The organism is Armatimonadota bacterium (genome assembly GCA_025059775.1).
GTDB lineage: Bacteria > Sysuimicrobiota > Sysuimicrobiia > Sysuimicrobiales > Sysuimicrobiaceae > Sysuimicrobium.
Genome location: JANXCW010000003.1, coordinates 16,750 through 32,787, shown reverse-complemented (window position 1 = coordinate 32,787; position 16,038 = coordinate 16,750). Strand labels below are relative to the sequence as shown.

Genomic DNA, 16,038 nt, shown 5'->3' with positions numbered 1-16,038 from the left:
CAGATCCTCTGTGGATTTCCCGCCCCTGCACTACACCTTCACCGTGCTCCACGCCCGGAGGAATCGGGCTGCCTCCTCCGCAGGAGGATCCTCCGCGGGCACGTACGGGATGATCAATCGAGTGACCCCGGCCTCCGCGAAGGGTTGCAACCGGGCCCGCACCTCCTCTACGGAAGTGGCCGGGATCACGGGCAACCGGTCCATGTACTCGTCCGTGATCGCCTCCTGGGCAGCCCTGAACCCTCCTTCCCGAAAGGCCTCGTGCACCCGATCCACCTCCGCACGGAATCCCATTCCCCGCAGCATGTCGCTGTAGTACTCCGCCAGGTTGTAGAAGGTCAGAACCTGCCGGAGCCGGCTCCTGGCCTTCCGTTCGTCCGCGTGCACCGAAACGCGAACCTTGGCGATGATCTCCACGGAATGAGGATCCTTGCCTGCCTCCTCCGCTCCCCGGCGCACGCTGGCCGCGATCTCCCGGATCTTCTGGGGAAGGGCCATGTTGATCAGCGCCCCGTCCCCCACCGCCCCGGCCAGGTGTGCCATGCGGGGTCCCAGGGCGGCTACGTATATGGGAGGCGGCTCGTATCGGGGCTTCCACGCCAGCCGGAAGCGCTGCCCGGTGGAGTAGTACTGGCCCTGATGCTCTACCCGCTCGCCCCGGGCGACCCTGCGCACGATCTCGATGTACTCCCGGATCTGCGCCAAGGGCTTGGTGAGGGTGCTCCCGTGCCAGCCCGCGATGTTCGCGTTTCCCACACCGAGTCCCAGGAGGAACCGTCCTCCACTGAGATCCTGGAGGGTGGCCGCCTGGATCCCCAGGGTCACGGGGCTGCGACCGTGGATGTGGTAGATGGCGGTCCCCAACTGGAGTCGTTGGCTTCGGCCGGCTACGGCCGACAGAAGCACCAGGGGGTCCGTGCTGTTGGACTCCCCTTTCCAGAGCGCCCCGAAGCCCGCCTGCTCCGCCAGGACCGCCAGATCCACCACGTCTCGGGCCGGGTAGTGCGCCGCAGAGTTCAGTTCGATGTCGTACCTCATCTCTGGATCACCCCCAAACTCTCGGCCAGACGCAGGGTAGCCCGGGCCCGCTCCACAATGGGCCGGTCGATGAGCTGGCCTCCTAAGGTGATGGAGCCCACCCCCGCCGCCTCCGCCTGCTCGAAGGCCTCCACCACCTGCCGGGCGAACTCGAGGTCGTTGGCAGAAGGAGTGAACACGTGGTTTACGGGCTCGATCTGGGAAGGGTGAATGATGGACTTGCCCGTGAAGCCCAGCCGGCGCGCCATCCAACAGTCCTGCCACAGGCCCGCGATGTCGTTTAGGTCCGGCCAGACGCCGTCCACCGCCTGTACGTGGGCTGCCGCGGCCGCGGTGGCGAACGCGGATCGGGCGTACAGGAGCTCCCGAGCTTCCTTCTCCCGTACCACCGGGAGCCCCAACTCCCGGGAGTAGTCCTCGGCCCCGAAGAGCAATCCCACCACCCGCTCACTGGACCGGGCGATGCGGTAGGCCTCCAGTAACCCCAAGGGGCTCTCGATGGCCACGAGGAACCGAAGGCCTCCTATGGGCATTCCCCGTTCCGCCTCCAGGCGGCTTACGCGCTCGTCCATTTCCCGCACCTGCTCCGGGCTCTCCACCTTCGGGAGCACCAACCCGTCCGCTCCTGGACGCACCGCGCACCAGAGATCCCGGTCCAGGTCAGGATGCCGGGCGCCGTTTACCCGGACGAAGCGCATGGGCCCTCCCTCCGTCCTGGGCCGCTCCAGGGCCTCCGCGATGCGCTCCCGCGCCTCCTCCTTTGCGGCCGGAGGGACTCCGTCTTCCAGATCCAGCATGAGGGCATCCGCAGCAAGCCCGAAGGCTTTGTCGATCATCCGCTGCCGGTTCCCGGGGACGAACAGCCATGAGCGTTTCAACTCCATCTCCACCGCCCTCTCCCTCCTCTCAGTAGGATCTCGGCAGGCCCAGTACCCGATGGCCGAGGTACGCAAGGATCAGGTTCTGACTCACGGGCGCCGTCATGAGCAGCCGCGTTTCCCGGAACTTCCGTTCCACGTCATACTCCACCGCGAAGCCGTATCCCCCGTGCACGTTCATGCAGACGTTAGCCGCCTCCCAGCTGGCCTCCGTGGCCAGCAGCTTCGCCATGTTCGCTTGAGGCCCACAGCTCTCTCCCCGATCGAACCGGCGGGCTGCCTCGAACCGCATGAGATCCGCGGCCTCCACGCGGGCGAAGGCCTGGGCGATGGGGAACTGAATCCCCTGATTGGCCCCGATGGGGCGGCCGAACACCACACGCTTCTTTGCGTATTCCACGGCCCGCTGGAGAAACCACCGGGCATCTCCGATGGCCTCCGCCGCCACCAGGATCCGCTCCGCGTTCCACCCATCCACGATGTACCGGAATCCCTTCCCCTCCTCTCCCACGAGGGCGTCCGCGGGAACCTCCAGATCATCGAAGTACAGCTGGTAGGTGGGGTGGTTGAGCATGGTCTCGATGGGGGTCACCCGGATCCGATCCCGGCTCTCCCGCAGGTCGACGAGGAACAGGGACATCCCCTCGGTCTTCTGCGCCACCTCCTCGTACCGGGTGGTACGGGCCAGCAGGAGCATCAGGTCGGACTGCAGGACCCGGGAGATGAAGATCTTCTGGCCGCGGATCACGTAACGGTCCCCCACGCGGCGGGCAAAGGTGGTGATCCGGGTGGTGTCCGAACCGGCGTCGGGCTCCGTGACCGCAAAGGCCTGGAGCCGGAGCTCCCCACGGGCGATCTTCGGCAGGTACCGGCGTTTCTGCTCCTCGCTGCCGTACCGGAGAATGGGCGCCATGGTGTACATCTGCGCGTGGCATGCGCTCGCGTTTCCCCCGGAGCGGTTGATCTCCTCCAGGATCACGCTGGCCTCCGTGATCCCTAGTCCCGCGCCCCCGTACTCCTCCGGGATGAGGATGGAGAGATACCCCTGCTCCGTGAGGGCCCGGATGAACTCCTCCGGGTAGGCACGCTGCCGATCCAGTTCCCTCCAGTACCCGTCCGGGAACCGCCTGCAGAGCTCACGAATGGACTCCCGCAACAGATTCAAGGATTCCAGCGAGCCCCGCTCCATAAATCGCCTCCTCCTTCCCTTGTCACCTCAGATACCAGCCGTGCGGATCGACGCGGTTCCGCAGGATTTCCAGCTCCTCCGGAGCGGGAGGGGGGGTGGTGCGGGCCTCCCCGGCCCAGGCCAGGGGGAATCCGGTGGCCTCCTGCACGGCCGCGGGATCCACCCCCGGATGTACACTCACCAGTCGCATCTCGCGCGTTTCCGCATCGAACCCCATCACGGCCAGATCCGTGATCACGTGTACCGGCCCCCCGCGCAGGCCCGCGGCCTCCCGACTCCGTCCCCCCTGGAGGAAGCCCGGGCTCGTGCAGAAGTCCACGCGCTCCGGGAACCTCCGCCGCTCGTGTGGTGTGATGATGATCACCCGCCCCGCCAGGGCCGCGATATCGCACGCACCGCCGCTGCCTCGAAACCTGCGCACGGGTCGTCCATTCTCGCACACGTGCGTGGAGTTGATGTTCCCGAACCGATCCACCTGGGCCCCGCCCAGAAACCCTACGTCGATCCGGCCGCCCTGCAGGAGAATCCCGAGGGTCTCCGTGAAGCTGGTGTGGCAGGTGGCGCGGTACCAAAGGCGGGGATCCGCGATTCCGATGGCGGGATCCACCGGCTCGGGCTCCAGGACCCCGATCTCAAGGACCATTCGGAGCCGTGGAGCATGGGTGGCCTTCGCCAGCAGACACGCCAGCTGTGGAAGCCCCAGCCCCACCAACACGGTCTCCCCGTCCCGGAGCAGCCGGGAGGCGGCCACCACCATCATCTCGCTTGGGCTGTACTCCTGCCTTCCGCTCATGGTCTCAATACCCCCTCTCCGGATCCGCCCGCAGATCCCGCAGGCGCTCCTCTCCGATGCGACACAGGTACCCCTCGTGGTCGGAGGTCCCCAGGACGTACTCTTCCAGGTATTGGGTGAACCCTTCCTCGGTCTGTGCGAGGGTGGCGTAGCGCCGCAGGTGGTCGAAATCGTAATCATACTTCCGATAGCAGGCGGTGGGGTACGCGGAAAAGCGGAGGGGGACCACCGCGTCCACGTAGAGGCCGCTCAGGGTGGTTCCCTCGGGGGCTTTTCGGAACTCCTCCTCGTCCACCAGCTCCTCCGCGAGCACCACGGTGCGGCGGGCGGCCCGGGCCTTCTCCAGGTTGTCCCAAGTGGGGCCCAGGATCCGACAATTGCCCTGGCGGTCCGCCATCTGGACGACCAGCACCGCCACGTCCGGCTGCAGGGCCCGGAGCCGGACGATCCTCTGGCCTTCGAAGGGATCCTCCGCCACCTCCACCTCTCCCGCCTCCACGAGGGGTTCCAGCATCTCGGAACCCAGGAGCGTACGGGTGGGGATGTAGGGGATGCCCAAAGCCCCTGCATGGTAGCGAAGGGTGATGGCCAGGCTGCTCTGCTCCAGAACCCGGATCGTGCCCCTCAGGATGGCCTCGTTCACCTGGTTCAGGAGCCCCGCCCGATCCAGGGATCCCCCCCCGAAGATCAGGGTTTCCACCAGACCCGCCCCCACCAGGAGATCTGTATCCATCCCCCCCACCGCCTGACTGAGGGTGAGCCTGCCCCGCCGCTGCCGGATCATCTCATGCACGAAGGCGATGGGACATCCTGAGACGGCAAAGCCTCCCAGCGCCACGTGCGCCCCCTCCGGGATGGACGCCACCACCTCCTGCAGGCCTCGTACCTTGTCCTGAATCATCGTTCCCTTCCCTCCCCCTGTGGCGTCGCTACCCCGTTCATCCGCCCGCTCCCGATCTGGCGGAAGATCCGGGATCGCAAGGAGGCGAATTCGGCCGCGGACCGCGTCCCGATCTGATCGCGGGGCCGCGGGAGGTGTACCGGCACATCGTCCACCACCCTTCCTGGAGATCCGCTGAAGACCAGAACCCGGTCCGCGAGGTAGATGGCCTCGTCCACGTCGTGCGTGACGAGCAGGGTGGTAAACCGAAACTGGGTCCAGAGGTTCAGCAACAGGTCCTCCAGCTCCATTCGGGTGAGGGCGTCCACGGAGCCGAAGGGCTCGTCCATGAGGAGGATGCGGGGCTGAAAGGCCAGCGCGCGGGCGATGGCTACCCGCTGCTGCATCCCTCCGGAGAGCTCCCACGGATAGTGGTTCACGAAACCGTCCAGTCCCACCGCCGCCAGCATCCGGAGGGCCAGTCCTTCCCGATCCACAGGTGTGAGCCCCTTTCGCTTCCGCAGGGGGAGCATCACGTTCTGCATCACCGTGAGCCAGGGAAACAACGACCGGTTGTACTCCTGGAACACCAGGACGACTCCGGGCGGTGGGCCCATTACCCGCCGCCCCTCCACCCGGATCTCGCCCCGAGAGGGACTCATTAGACCGCACACGCACTTGAGCAAGGTGGACTTCCCGCACCCCGAGGGGCCCACGATGGTCACGAATTCGCCCTCCGTTACGGAGAAGGAGACCTCCTCCAACGCCGCCCGCTGACGTCCTGAGAACTCCTTGCTCACACCCGCCACTTCCAGCACGACCCGGTTCATAGCTGCACCGCCCGGGATCCTCGGTGCCAACTCAGGATCCGGCTCTCCAGCCGCTCGAAGGCACCGTTCACCAGATACCCCAGGAGTCCCAGCAGGAGGATGCCCGCATACATTTCCGGCACCGCAAACAGACGCTGGGCATTCAGGATGAAGTACCCAAGCCCATTGGTGCTCCCTACCATTTCCGCGATCACCATGGTGATGAAGGCCACCCCCAGACTCGTTCGAAGACCCGCGAAGAGCTGGGGCATGGTGGCCGGGGCCACCACCGCCGTCACCACCTCCCGGGCTTTCAGGCCGAACATCCGAGCGGTCTCGATCATCACCTGGTCCACGTTCCGCACCCCGTCCCGGGCATTCAGGAGGATGGGCCAGAGGCTGGAGAAGGCGATCACGAACACCTTGCTTGCATCTCCGATGCCCATGGTGAGGAGGGCGAAGGGAATGAGCGCGGGTGGAGGGACCGCCCGGAGGAACTCCACGAGGGGGTCTGCGAAGCGATCCAGCTGCTTCCAATGTCCCATGGCGATTCCCAGCACCGTTCCCGTAAGGGCCGCGAGGCCGTAGCCTTCCCCCATCCGCACCAGGCTGGGGACCACGTGGGCCGAGAGGTTCTGGAACTGCCACACTGCGGCGAAGGTTTCGACGATCCGGGTGACGGGGGGAAAGTACAGGGATCCGGATCGACGGGAGAGGATCTCCCAGGCCCCCGCGAACCCGAGGAAAACCAGCCAGCCCGTCCAGTTGACCGATGGGATCCCGCGTGGTCCTCGTAACACCCTCACCCTGCCCCCTCCTCCGCCCGCCCCATGGCCCCCCGGTACCACCGCAGGGCCCGACCTTCCGCGGCTCGCAGCAGGTGGTTCAGCAGGTATCCGAGGGTTCCCAGGAGCAGGATCCCTCCGTACATCTCCGGGATGCGGCCTCCCAGCTCTGTGGCCTTCACGTAGAAGCCGAGTCCCCCGGTGCCCGCCACCATCTCCGCGGTTACGGTTACGATGAGGGCCACCGCGGAGCTCACCCGCATACCCGTGGTGATGAACGGGAGGGCGGACGGCACCACCACCCGCAGGAGAACCTCCCACCGTGCGAAGCCGAAGATCCGGGCACTGTCCACCAGGACGGGATCCGCATTGTAGACCCCGTACATGGTGTTGAACAGCAGGGGCCACACCGCGGCATAGCACGCCACCGCGAACCGCATCTCCTCCCCGATTCCCAGCAGGAGGATGGCCACGGGGATGATGGCCACGGAGGGAATGGGGCGCAGCATCTCGATCAGCACGGCACTTGCCCGTCGCACGAGCCGGATGCGGCCCAGGAGAACTCCCCAGGGTACTCCGATGGCCAGGGCCAAGGCAAGGCCCCGGGCATACGCGGTGAGGGTGATCCAGATGTGTCTGGGGATCTCGCCCGTTTCTAGTTCCCGGACCAGGGCCAGCAGCACCCGGCTGGGAGGCGGGAAAAAGGCGGGGTGGAGAATCCCGGTTTGGGAGACCACTTCCCACACCGCCACCGCTCCCAGGACGGAGGCCCATCGGTCGAATCCCCTCCGCTCAGACCGCACGGCGCCCATCCTTCAGCGCAGGCCTCGCACCAAAATGTCTCCGGGCGAGAGGCGTCTCCGCAGAAGCCCGTGTTTGACCGCCGCCTCCACCACTGGCTGGACATCTGAGTCGAACACCGTGGAGAAGAAGCCCGGGATCGGCATCCGCTCCGCGAGCTCCGCGGGGACCCGGGTGTAGCGGGGGATCAGGACCCTGGCCTCTCCGGGGCGACGGAGGATGAATTCGTTCGCCTTCCGGATGGCCCGGTTGAAGGCGGCCGCCGCCTGTCGGTTCCGATCGAGCCAGGAACGCTTCGCGAACCAGGAGGCCACCAGGACTCTCGGTCCGAAAACCGCGAAGGGGCGGGGATCCAGCACCCGGGCGGTCCCCTGCGCCACCGCCACGCTCGCGAAGGGCTCGATGACCACCGCGGCGTCCACACGCTTTCCGCTCAACGCCGCGGGCATATCGGGGAACGGGATCTCCACGAACCGCACCTGAGCCGGATTCACTCCCTGCTGATCGAGCCAAGCCAGGGCCGCGAGATAGGGGATGTTCGCCAGGGTGTTGACCGCCACGGTTTTGCCCACGAGATCCCGTGCGCCTCGTACGGGCGAGTCCGCGGGGACCAGCAGCTGGTGGACGCGGTTGTGGGGATCTACTTCAAATGCACCCGGTGCGAAGAACACGAAGTCAAAGCCCCGCTCCCGGGCCAGGAGGATGGAGACGATGTTGGACCATCCCACATCCAGGCTGCCGCCCTCCACCGCGGGAGCGATCTGCGCACCTCCCGCCATGGCCGTGGTCTCCACCCGTAACCCTTCCTCTGTGAAGTAGCCCTTCGCATCCGCCACGAACAGCTGCAGCAGGTCCACGATGGGGATAATACCCACCCGGAGCCGGATGGGGGCCTGGGCGGGAACGGGAGAAACGGAGTACACGAGCAGGACTGCCAAGACGGCCCCGACCAACCCTATCCGAAAGACGGTGCGTCTCACGGCGCTCTCCTCCCCTTCCTTTTGGTTTCTCGCTCCCTGCCGTCCATGTTTTCCCTTGCCATTTCCATCACGGAGGCCCCCGAGGCAACGCGCTGGGAGAAGGCCTGCGGCGGCCCGTACCCCGTGGCCAGATAGGTCTCCAGCAGTGCGGGGTCCCGGCTCAGCTCCTCAGGGAAGTAGTGGCGCAGAATGGCCTCCCCCGCGGCCAGGATGTTCTCCCGGACCACGGTCTCCACGCGGATGGGATCCCTATTGCGGAACGCCTCCATGATCTCTTCGTGGGCCCGCACGGAGGCTTCCGCCCGTCCCGGCACGGAAATGGACATGTACCTGAGGCGCAGGATGGGCCGCCCCAGCCCGCGCAGAATCTCCTCCAGCATGGGGTTGTGGGCGATCTCTGCGACCCGCTGGTGGAAGATCACATTGAGGCGGAACAGCTCCGGAACGTTCGGGGGATCCAGGGCCTGGCGCATCCGGCGGACAAGGCCCTCGAGCTCCTCGAGCTCGGCATCCGTGGCCACCAGGGCCGCCTGCCGGGCGGCGAGGCCATGGAGCCAGGCACGGCACAGATAGATTCCCGCCACAGCCCGGGCGTGGATGGTGGCCACCACGAACCCCCGGCGGGGGATGTGCTCCACCAGGTGCTCCCGCTCCAGGCGGCGGAGGGCTTCGCGGACTGGGGTCCGGCTGGTCTTAAACTGAGCGGCCAGGGCTTCCTCACGGAGCCTTGTGCCCCCGGGCAGACGCCCCTGGATGATCTCGTTGGCCAGGATCTCCGCGATCTGCGCGCTGATCTCGGAGCGCTCCAGGGGAAGAACCTCGGACCGAATCAGCCGCTCTGCATCCCGGGCAAGCACAGGTCACCGCCTCGTGAGTCTACGCGGCTAGTTCAATACAGAACTCTGTATACAGAATACATTTCTGTCAAGACCTCAGCCAGCTCAGCACCCCATGGAATCCCTTGGCTTCTCCTGAAACCTTCCCTCACATGGAGTTCTGTTGGGGTGGCCGAGGGGATTCGAACCCCCAACCCCCAGAGCCACAGTCTGGTGCTCTGCCGTTGAGCTACGGCCACCGTACGAGCGGACTAAGTGGATTATACCACTCCCCCCCAAGAGCGCTACGGAGCCCCAGGGGGTTCCGATACAATGGAGTGGGTGCGCCCGTAGCTCAGGGGAGAGAGCGGCTGCCTTCTAAGCAGCGGGTCGGGGGTTCGAATCCCTCCGGGCGCGCCAGGCCAGTCAGCACACGGATTTTGGTCTCCGAGGGAATGCGAACCGGACCGTCCAGGTGGCGAGAGGGAGGGTATGGGAGCTCCCTGCAACGCCCGAGAGCGCTCCACCCGGCCCGGTAGGATTCCCGGGCAGTCCTGGGAGTGGTTCCCACGAAGCCCCGGTACTCTCGCGCGGCATCTCCCCTGCCCCGAGCGCAATAGGCTACCGGGGCCCAGCTCCCCTAGCGCGGCACGCGGCCCCGCAGGCGATCCGCCATGCGCTCCGCCATGGCCACCACGGTGAGGTAGGTGTTGGCCCGCACCACCTTGGGCATGCCGGAGGCGTCAATGACCCGAAGCCCCTGTACCCCGTGTACCCGACACTCCGGATCCACCACGGAGACTCCGTCCTCAGGTCTCCCCATGGGTGCGGTACACGCCAGGTGCATCACGTCCCGACACTCCGCCTGGATCCGCGCGCCATCCGGCCACTTCGCTTCTTCCAGGACCAGCCCGCGCAGGGGGGCCTGGGCCAGGAGCTCCCGTGCCAGCTCCACCCCCTTTTCCAACCGCTGCAGGTCCAACGGATCCGAGAGCAGACGCAGCTCGAAGTGTACGGGAGCTGTGGGGTCGGCCCCTGCGAGCACCATCTCCCCGCGCGAACGGCACTCGTACAGCATCACCGCGATGCCTGCCTCGGGCTCCCCAAACCAGTACGCGTGGTTCACCGCCATGAGGAACAGATCCCGGCGCCCGGAAGGGCCGATATCGCTGTCGCACCGGCAGGCCACGTAGGAAGGATAGTTGTCCCGGGAGCGCTGGTGCTCCTGCCGGATGGGAACCCGGATCCGGACCATCACGTGGTCCTGCACCGCTTTGCCTACCGGGAGATCCACCACCGTGCGGATGCCCAGGCGCCGCAGCTCCGCGTCCGGGCCGATGCCGGAGCGCAAGAGGATGGCGGGAGACATGGCCGCTCCTGCACACAGGAGCACTTCTCCGTCTTCGGACGTCCGGAACTCCCGGCCATCCAACGTACGGACGCCCAAGCATCGTCCCGTGCGGGCGTCCACAAGTACCCGCTCTACGGTGGCCTCGCATCGCACGGTGAGGTTCCCCCGCGTTTCCGCGGGGGCAAGGTAGGCGTCCCGGACCGTTACCCGTTGCCCGTCCCGCACCGTGAGGGCCATGGGGACCACCCCCCGGGCCTCCGGAGCATTGATGTCCGGGCTCCACGGGTACCCGAGCCGTTCCGCAGCCTCCCGGAATGCACGCCCCCAGGTCCCCCACCCTTCCTCCGGCTCTCGGGCGATGGGCAGGGGACCACCCCGTCCGTGGTAGGGGGCATCCCCGAAGTCCAGATCGTCCTCCAATCGGCAGAAGTAGGGAAGGACCTCTTCCCACCCCCACCCCGTACAGCCCAGCGCCACCCACTCCTCGAAGTCCTCCGACAACCCGCGCATCCCGATGAGGCCGTGGACGACGGAGCTTCCCCCAAGCCCCCGGCCACGTGCGTACGGCGCGGGATCCTGTCCCTCTGCCCGCCGGGCTAGGATTCCCCGCCAGTAGAAATCCGGGTACACTTCCGGCAGAGGACTGCGGGCGCCTAGGGCCTGATCCAGCCCGTATCCCCGCCTCCGGAAGACCCTCGGAAGTTCCTCAGGTTGCCATCTCGGGCCCGCCTCCAGCAGGAGGACCCGCACGCGGTCGTCCTCGGAGAGTCGGGCCGCGAGCACGCACCCCGCGGCTCCTCCGCCCACCACGATGTAATCCCAACCGTGCCCTTCCACCTCCGCCCTCCTTCCCCTCACCGGGCGATCCAGGTCCGCTCGGGAGTCCAGTGCGCCCAGGTGACCCACCGCATGTGGCCGTTGTCTCGGACATAGGGGTGGCGCACATACGCCCGCTTCAGAACCATCACGGGGATCATGGTCCGGTCCTGGAGGAGTATTCGGTGTAGCTTCTGCAGCTTGTGCCGTTCCAGGCGCGCGGTGGAGAGGGCTTCCTCCATGGCCTGCTTCACCGTTTCCGGCTTGTCCACACTTGCGAAGGTGAACTCCCCGAACAGGTACAGGCGCACCACATTCGCGAAGTTCACCGCGTGCACCAGCGGATGCATGATGAGTCCCCGCCACCCACGCAGCTGGTACTCCGCGTACCGGCCGATGGGGGGGAACTCCAGCTCCACCCGAATTCCCGCCGCCCGCAGCATGCCCTGAATCGCCACCGCCGTATCCCGATCCACCCGCGGGTTCACGATCAGGCGCGTCTCAAACCCTTCCGGGTATCCGGCCGCCTGGAGCAGCTCCCGGGCCCGCTGGGTGCTGTACGCGCCATAGGTTTCTAGGTCCGCGCTGTATGCCAAGGACTCCCTGGAGGCCAACTGTTTCGCCGGCTCGTTCAGGCCAAATCCTCTGAGCCGGGCAAGAGCCTCCCGATCCAGCGCCAAGCTCAACGCCTCGCGTACCCGCCGGTCCCGGAAGGGGGAACTGGGCGTGGCGCTATCGGGAAGAATGGCAAGGACAGAGGAAGTCCCCACGTCCACGGGATACCCCTGATCCACGAGCCGCTGCACCACCTCGTTCGCATCCATGCCCAAAATATCCACCTGGCGGGCGAGGAACGCCGCCGCAGAGGTCTGGGGATCCGGGATGCTGAGGATCTCCACCGCGTCCAGATACGGAAGCCCCCGCTGCCAGTAGTTCGGAAATCGCGTGTACCGAATGCGGACAGGATGCTCCACCCGTTCCAGCTGGAAGGGCCCGGTCCCCACGGGCCGCCAACGCGCTGCTTCTACCCCGTTCTGTTCGATGAACCGCTGGGAGGCGATGAACCCGCTGGTGACGGAGAGAACCTCCCAGATGCGGTTATCCCACCGATCCATCTCCACCCGCACCGTGGTGGGACCTGCGGCCACCGCCCGGCGGCCCGGGACCCGTCCCTTCGCGATCTCCTGGTTGAGGTTCCACGCCACCACGTCCGCATCCATGACGGAGCCGTCGTGGAACCGCACGCCCTCACGGAGGTGGTAAACCACGGCCCGATTCTGGCGATCCACCTCCCACCGCACCGCGAGGTGCGGGAACATCCGTCCCCGTGCATCCATGCGGGTGAGGGACTCAAAGGCGGGGTTCGCCCACAGCACACCTGTGGTGATGATCTCCCAGGGGATTCCGATGATGCCCGCGGGAGCCTCGTCCCGAATCCGCAGCACACCTCCCCGCGTGGGGGCAGGACCCGCGGATACGTTCCACACCCCGGCCAGCAGCAGGCCTGCGAGCCCGAGGAGGAGGAACGTCCGAAGAGGATGCAGTCGAAATCCTTTTGCCATTCCTTCCCCTCCCACGCTCCCCGGTGGCTAGGAACGGATCTTCCCGCTCAGCCTCCGGACGAGTTCTTCCACGTTTGGAAACCCACCGGAGACCATCATGTCGAACACGAGCTCGCCATCCCTGCGCACCTCGAAGGCACCACCCGCGGCGGGAACCAGCACGAGCTCGTCGATCTCGTCCGCCATCCGCTCGAGGATTCCTCGGGCGACCTCCAGGGCCTGAGGAAGGTAGTTGCACTCGCTGCAGTACACGATGCTGATGGTCATGGGTCCCTCCTATCCGCTAACGGATTCTTGGAACAACACCCCGATACCTCGTTACCAACCTCCCCCAGCTTCTGGGAAGCTGCACCGGACGGGTGACCCACTGGGCCGGCATGATTCCTCCTCCCAGAACAACCCCCATCACGTTTCCCGGCCCTCCCATCACCACCACCCGGATGGCCTCCCTCCGGCTCAGCACCTGGACCGCCACGTGCGCCTCCACGGTCCCGATGCGGGTATGGCGTTCCTCCAACCGGCGGGCCCGCACCCAGTCCGGGTGTTGGTAGGCCGGGACCTGCGTGTAGCGCCAGACGAAGTCCACCACGTCCTGTTTCTGCCAACCGCTTTCCGCCAGGATCCGGGCGAGATGGGGGGGAAGCAGAAGCGCGGTGGTGGCGTCCTTCTTCGTAGGCGGAACGTTGTAGGTGAAGCTACGGACGAGATCCTCCGGTTCGCTGCCATAGCCTAGGATCTGCACGAAGGTGTTCATAAAGATCACGCTCACCGCGCTCTGCTCAGCAGCAAGTCCCTCGTCCACGTGCAGGGGAGGCCAGGGGCTCTGCTCCTCCCACTCCCCTACCACCATGGACCACTTCCCGGGATTCCCCAATACCCCCATGTCCTCGATCCCGGGCCGTGCTCCCCCGATATTCCGGATCGCCAGGGAGAGGGCCCGGCCGATGGCCGCATTGGCCATGTTCCCGGGGCTCAACGCCCCGCTCCCGCAGTTCAACCCTATGTCCCGCCGCACCGGCCCGTTCACCACCACGAACGGCGCCCACGACCCCGTGCTCACCTGATAGGTGCCAAACCAAGTACGGGGATCCAGTAGGGCCTCCACCGCCGCGATGATCACCGGTAGATGCGTGGGCAGCGCCCCCGCCATCACCGCGTTGACGGCGATCTTCTCCACCGTGGCCTTGCCCCCCCGCGGCGGCAAACTCGCCACCACGTGGTCCGGATCCAAATCCGTGCCCCGCAGCATCTCCTCCACCGCCCGCGGGGTGGGCGGGAGGATGGGAAACCCATCCGTCCAGCCACGCCGGTAGAAGTACCGGTTCACCTCCTCCAGGGTACCTCGGTACACGACGCCATCCACCGCCCCTCCTTCCAGAAGGTCCCACGTCTCCGGGAACAGCTCCTGGTCCGTGGGCGGCTCCTGAAGGGCCCACAGAACATGCTCGAAGACGCGATCCACGCCGCGCCGGATCTCCTCGCGGCTGGTGCACTCGCTGGGGATCTCCTCCGAAACAACGCGGAGGCCCGGCACGCCGCGCACCGCGGCAGAGGCCTTGGCGTCCTGCACGAACCCCAGGTTGCAGAGAGCAACCGCGGGTTTGCCGAGTTTTTCAACCTCCACGAGGTTGAACACCAAGTACTTGGTGCACGACCCTCAGTCCCCTACCGCCCCCACCACCGCATCCACTCCCTCCACCCACCGCCGGAAGGCCTCGAACTCCTCCCCTACCAGCTCCCGGTTGTGCGGGTGCCGGAAGCGCTCCGTGCGGGCACCTACCCGCTCCCGTAGCAGCTCCTCCACCCGTTCCAGGAGAACCGGAGCCACGGGCTTCGAGTTCACGAATAGCCCGATCACCCGTCCTTCCAGGCGATCGAGGCGGGGAGCGATGGGTTGCGGCTTCGGAAGCTCGGCTTCCCCCACGGGGCTCAGGACCTCGTACATTACTCCCTCTCCATACGCCATCAGCCCGCGTACCTGGGCACCATTCCCCGGTAGCGGACTACCATCCGTCCCCACGCCTTCGGCAGTCGCACGCGTTTGGTCACCCACCGGGCGGGCATGAGCCCGGAACCGATCCACAGGGCCATGAAGCTGCCGGGTCCCCCGGTCACCACCAGTCGGATCTGGGCCGGGTCCATCCATGCGGGCATCCAGTCCTCCTCCCTCCGCGGCAGCTCCTTCGGGCTCAGGCCCTCCGCCCGTTCCGGAGGTATGTACGGCGATCGGTATCGGGGGATGCGGGCGGCCTCCACCACCCGGCGCACCACCTCCTGCTTGGACCACCCCGCCTGGGCTAGGATCCGTGCGTGGTCCGGAATCACCAGCATGGCCGTCAGCGCGTTCCGCTTGCCCGCCGGTACATTCCGGGCCAGGGTCAGCACCAGGCTCTCCGGATCCGTCCCCATGGCCACCGCCTGCACATAGGTGTTCGGGAAGAACACGCTCACCGCACTCTCCTCCCGCTCCAAGCCCTGTTCTACGTGCAGGGGCTCCCAGGGGCTTTCCTCCTCGTTCTCCCCCAGCACCAGGGTGTACTTCCCAGGATTCCCAAAGACCCCCATGTCCTCGATCCCGGGCCGCACCCCCCCGATGTTCCGGTCCACCAAACGGATCGCCCGACCGATGGCCGCATTGGCCATGTTCCCGGGGCTCAACGCCCCGCTCCCGCAGTTCAACCCTATGTCCCGCCGCACCGGTCCGTTCACCACCACGAACGGCGCCCACGACCCCGTGCTCACCTGATACGTCCCGTACCACGCATCCGGGTCCGCCAGGGCCTCCACCGCCGCGATGATCACCGGTAGATGCGTGGGCAGCGCCCCCGCCATCACCGCGTTGATGGCGATCTTCTCCACCGTGGCCTTGCCCCCCCGCGGCGGCAAACTCGCCACCACGTGGTCCGGATCCAGATCCGTGCCCCGCAGCATCTCCTCCACCGCCCGCGGGGTGGGCGGTACGATCGGCAGCCCATCCGTCCAACCCATCCGGTAGAAGTACCGGTTCACCTCCTCGTAACCCCCCCGGTACACCACCCCACGGGCGTCCCCAGGCTGCCACGCCGCTGCCCGCGCGAGCGCCTCCTCCCACTCCTCTTCCCGCAAAGGCTCCGTCAGCGCCTGCACCACCTCCCCGATGACCTCCGCCACCCCCCGCGCGATGGACTCCCCATCCGTTGCCTCGCACGGCACCCGCTCCAGCACCACCCGCAGCGCCGGGCACCCCTTCACCATCGCCGCCGACCGCGCATCCCGTGCAAACCCCACGTTGCACAGGGCGGCAACAGGCTTCCCGAGTTTTTCAACCTCCACGAGGTTGAACACCAAGTACTTGGTGCACG

General features: G+C 66.7%; 16 protein-coding genes and 2 tRNA genes. 1 reads left to right on the top strand and 17 read right to left on the bottom strand.

Going from position 1 to position 16,038, the window contains the following annotated elements; translation table 11 throughout:
• Positions 1-30 precede the first annotated feature (30 nt).
• From N0A24_02815 to N0A24_02765, 11 genes are all read right to left on the bottom strand, one after another.
• Entirely contained in the window at positions 31-1,038 is a 1,008-nt protein-coding gene (locus tag N0A24_02815; GenBank protein MCS7172334.1) for an LLM class flavin-dependent oxidoreductase, read from the bottom strand.
• Positions 1,035-1,922 carry a CoA ester lyase gene (locus N0A24_02810; GenBank protein ID MCS7172333.1) on the bottom strand — a complete coding sequence of 296 codons (888 nt, stop codon included), beginning with the start codon at positions 1,920-1,922 and terminating at the stop codon, positions 1,035-1,037. The genes N0A24_02815 and N0A24_02810 overlap by 4 nt, the downstream gene beginning before the upstream one ends.
• A 22-nt stretch (positions 1,923-1,944) precedes the next feature.
• Complete coding sequence (locus tag N0A24_02805; GenBank protein ID MCS7172332.1) at positions 1,945-3,105, bottom strand: acyl-CoA/acyl-ACP dehydrogenase; 1,161 nt, start codon at positions 3,103-3,105, stop codon at positions 1,945-1,947.
• A 22-nt stretch (positions 3,106-3,127) separates the two neighbouring features.
• Positions 3,128-3,898: a CoA-transferase subunit beta gene (locus N0A24_02800; protein ID MCS7172331.1), complete on the bottom strand. Its 771-nt coding sequence runs from the start codon at positions 3,896-3,898 to the stop codon at positions 3,128-3,130.
• A 4-nt stretch (positions 3,899-3,902) separates the two neighbouring features.
• Positions 3,903-4,799: a hypothetical protein gene (locus N0A24_02795; GenBank protein ID MCS7172330.1), complete on the bottom strand. Its 897-nt coding sequence runs from the start codon at positions 4,797-4,799 to the stop codon at positions 3,903-3,905.
• Positions 4,796-5,608: an ABC transporter ATP-binding protein gene (locus tag N0A24_02790; GenBank protein MCS7172329.1), complete on the bottom strand. Its 813-nt coding sequence runs from the start codon at positions 5,606-5,608 to the stop codon at positions 4,796-4,798. Before N0A24_02790 ends, N0A24_02795 begins: the two co-directional genes overlap by 4 nt.
• Positions 5,605-6,393: an ABC transporter permease gene (locus N0A24_02785; GenBank protein ID MCS7172328.1), complete on the bottom strand. Its 789-nt coding sequence runs from the start codon at positions 6,391-6,393 to the stop codon at positions 5,605-5,607. Before N0A24_02785 ends, N0A24_02790 begins: the two co-directional genes overlap by 4 nt.
• Entirely contained in the window at positions 6,390-7,175 is a 786-nt protein-coding gene (locus tag N0A24_02780; protein ID MCS7172327.1) for an ABC transporter permease, read from the bottom strand. Before N0A24_02780 ends, N0A24_02785 begins: the two co-directional genes overlap by 4 nt.
• 12 nt (positions 7,176-7,187) lie before the next feature.
• A complete protein-coding gene (locus tag N0A24_02775) occupies positions 7,188-8,153 on the bottom strand; it encodes an ABC transporter substrate-binding protein (GenBank protein MCS7172326.1) in 966 nt (321 codons plus the stop codon).
• Positions 8,150-9,010, bottom strand: coding sequence for a GntR family transcriptional regulator (locus tag N0A24_02770; protein MCS7172325.1), 861 nt, complete (start codon positions 9,008-9,010; stop codon positions 8,150-8,152). The genes N0A24_02775 and N0A24_02770 overlap by 4 nt, the downstream gene beginning before the upstream one ends.
• Positions 9,011-9,153: 143 nt before the next feature.
• Positions 9,154-9,228 (bottom strand) — tRNA-His (locus N0A24_02765).
• A gap of 84 nt (positions 9,229-9,312) precedes the next feature.
• Here N0A24_02765 and N0A24_02760 point away from each other — a divergent pair.
• Positions 9,313-9,388: transfer RNA gene (locus N0A24_02760), tRNA-Arg, on the top strand.
• A 220-nt stretch (positions 9,389-9,608) separates the two neighbouring features.
• Here N0A24_02760 and N0A24_02755 read toward each other — a convergent pair.
• From N0A24_02755 to N0A24_02730, 6 genes are read right to left on the bottom strand one after another with little or no spacing between them, the layout of a single operon-like run.
• Positions 9,609-11,156, bottom strand: coding sequence for a GMC family oxidoreductase (locus N0A24_02755; GenBank protein ID MCS7172324.1), 1,548 nt, complete (start codon positions 11,154-11,156; stop codon positions 9,609-9,611).
• Between the two features lie 17 nt (positions 11,157-11,173).
• The gene (locus tag N0A24_02750) at positions 11,174-12,697 is read right to left on the bottom strand and encodes an ABC transporter substrate-binding protein (protein ID MCS7172323.1); all 1,524 of its coding nucleotides are present in this window, start codon (positions 12,695-12,697) and stop codon (positions 11,174-11,176) included.
• A gap of 27 nt (positions 12,698-12,724) precedes the next feature.
• Positions 12,725-12,964: an Rdx family protein gene (locus N0A24_02745; protein ID MCS7172322.1), complete on the bottom strand. Its 240-nt coding sequence runs from the start codon at positions 12,962-12,964 to the stop codon at positions 12,725-12,727.
• 16 nt (positions 12,965-12,980) lie between these two features.
• Positions 12,981-14,321 carry a hypothetical protein gene (locus N0A24_02740; GenBank protein ID MCS7172321.1) on the bottom strand — a complete coding sequence of 447 codons (1,341 nt, stop codon included), beginning with the start codon at positions 14,319-14,321 and terminating at the stop codon, positions 12,981-12,983.
• Positions 14,322-14,354: 33 nt separating this feature from the next.
• Entirely contained in the window at positions 14,355-14,642 is a 288-nt protein-coding gene (locus N0A24_02735; protein ID MCS7172320.1) for a hypothetical protein, read from the bottom strand.
• A 20-nt stretch (positions 14,643-14,662) separates the two neighbouring features.
• A complete protein-coding gene (locus tag N0A24_02730) occupies positions 14,663-16,009 on the bottom strand; it encodes a hypothetical protein (GenBank protein ID MCS7172319.1) in 1,347 nt (448 codons plus the stop codon).
• Between the last annotated feature and the right edge of the window lie 29 nt (positions 16,010-16,038).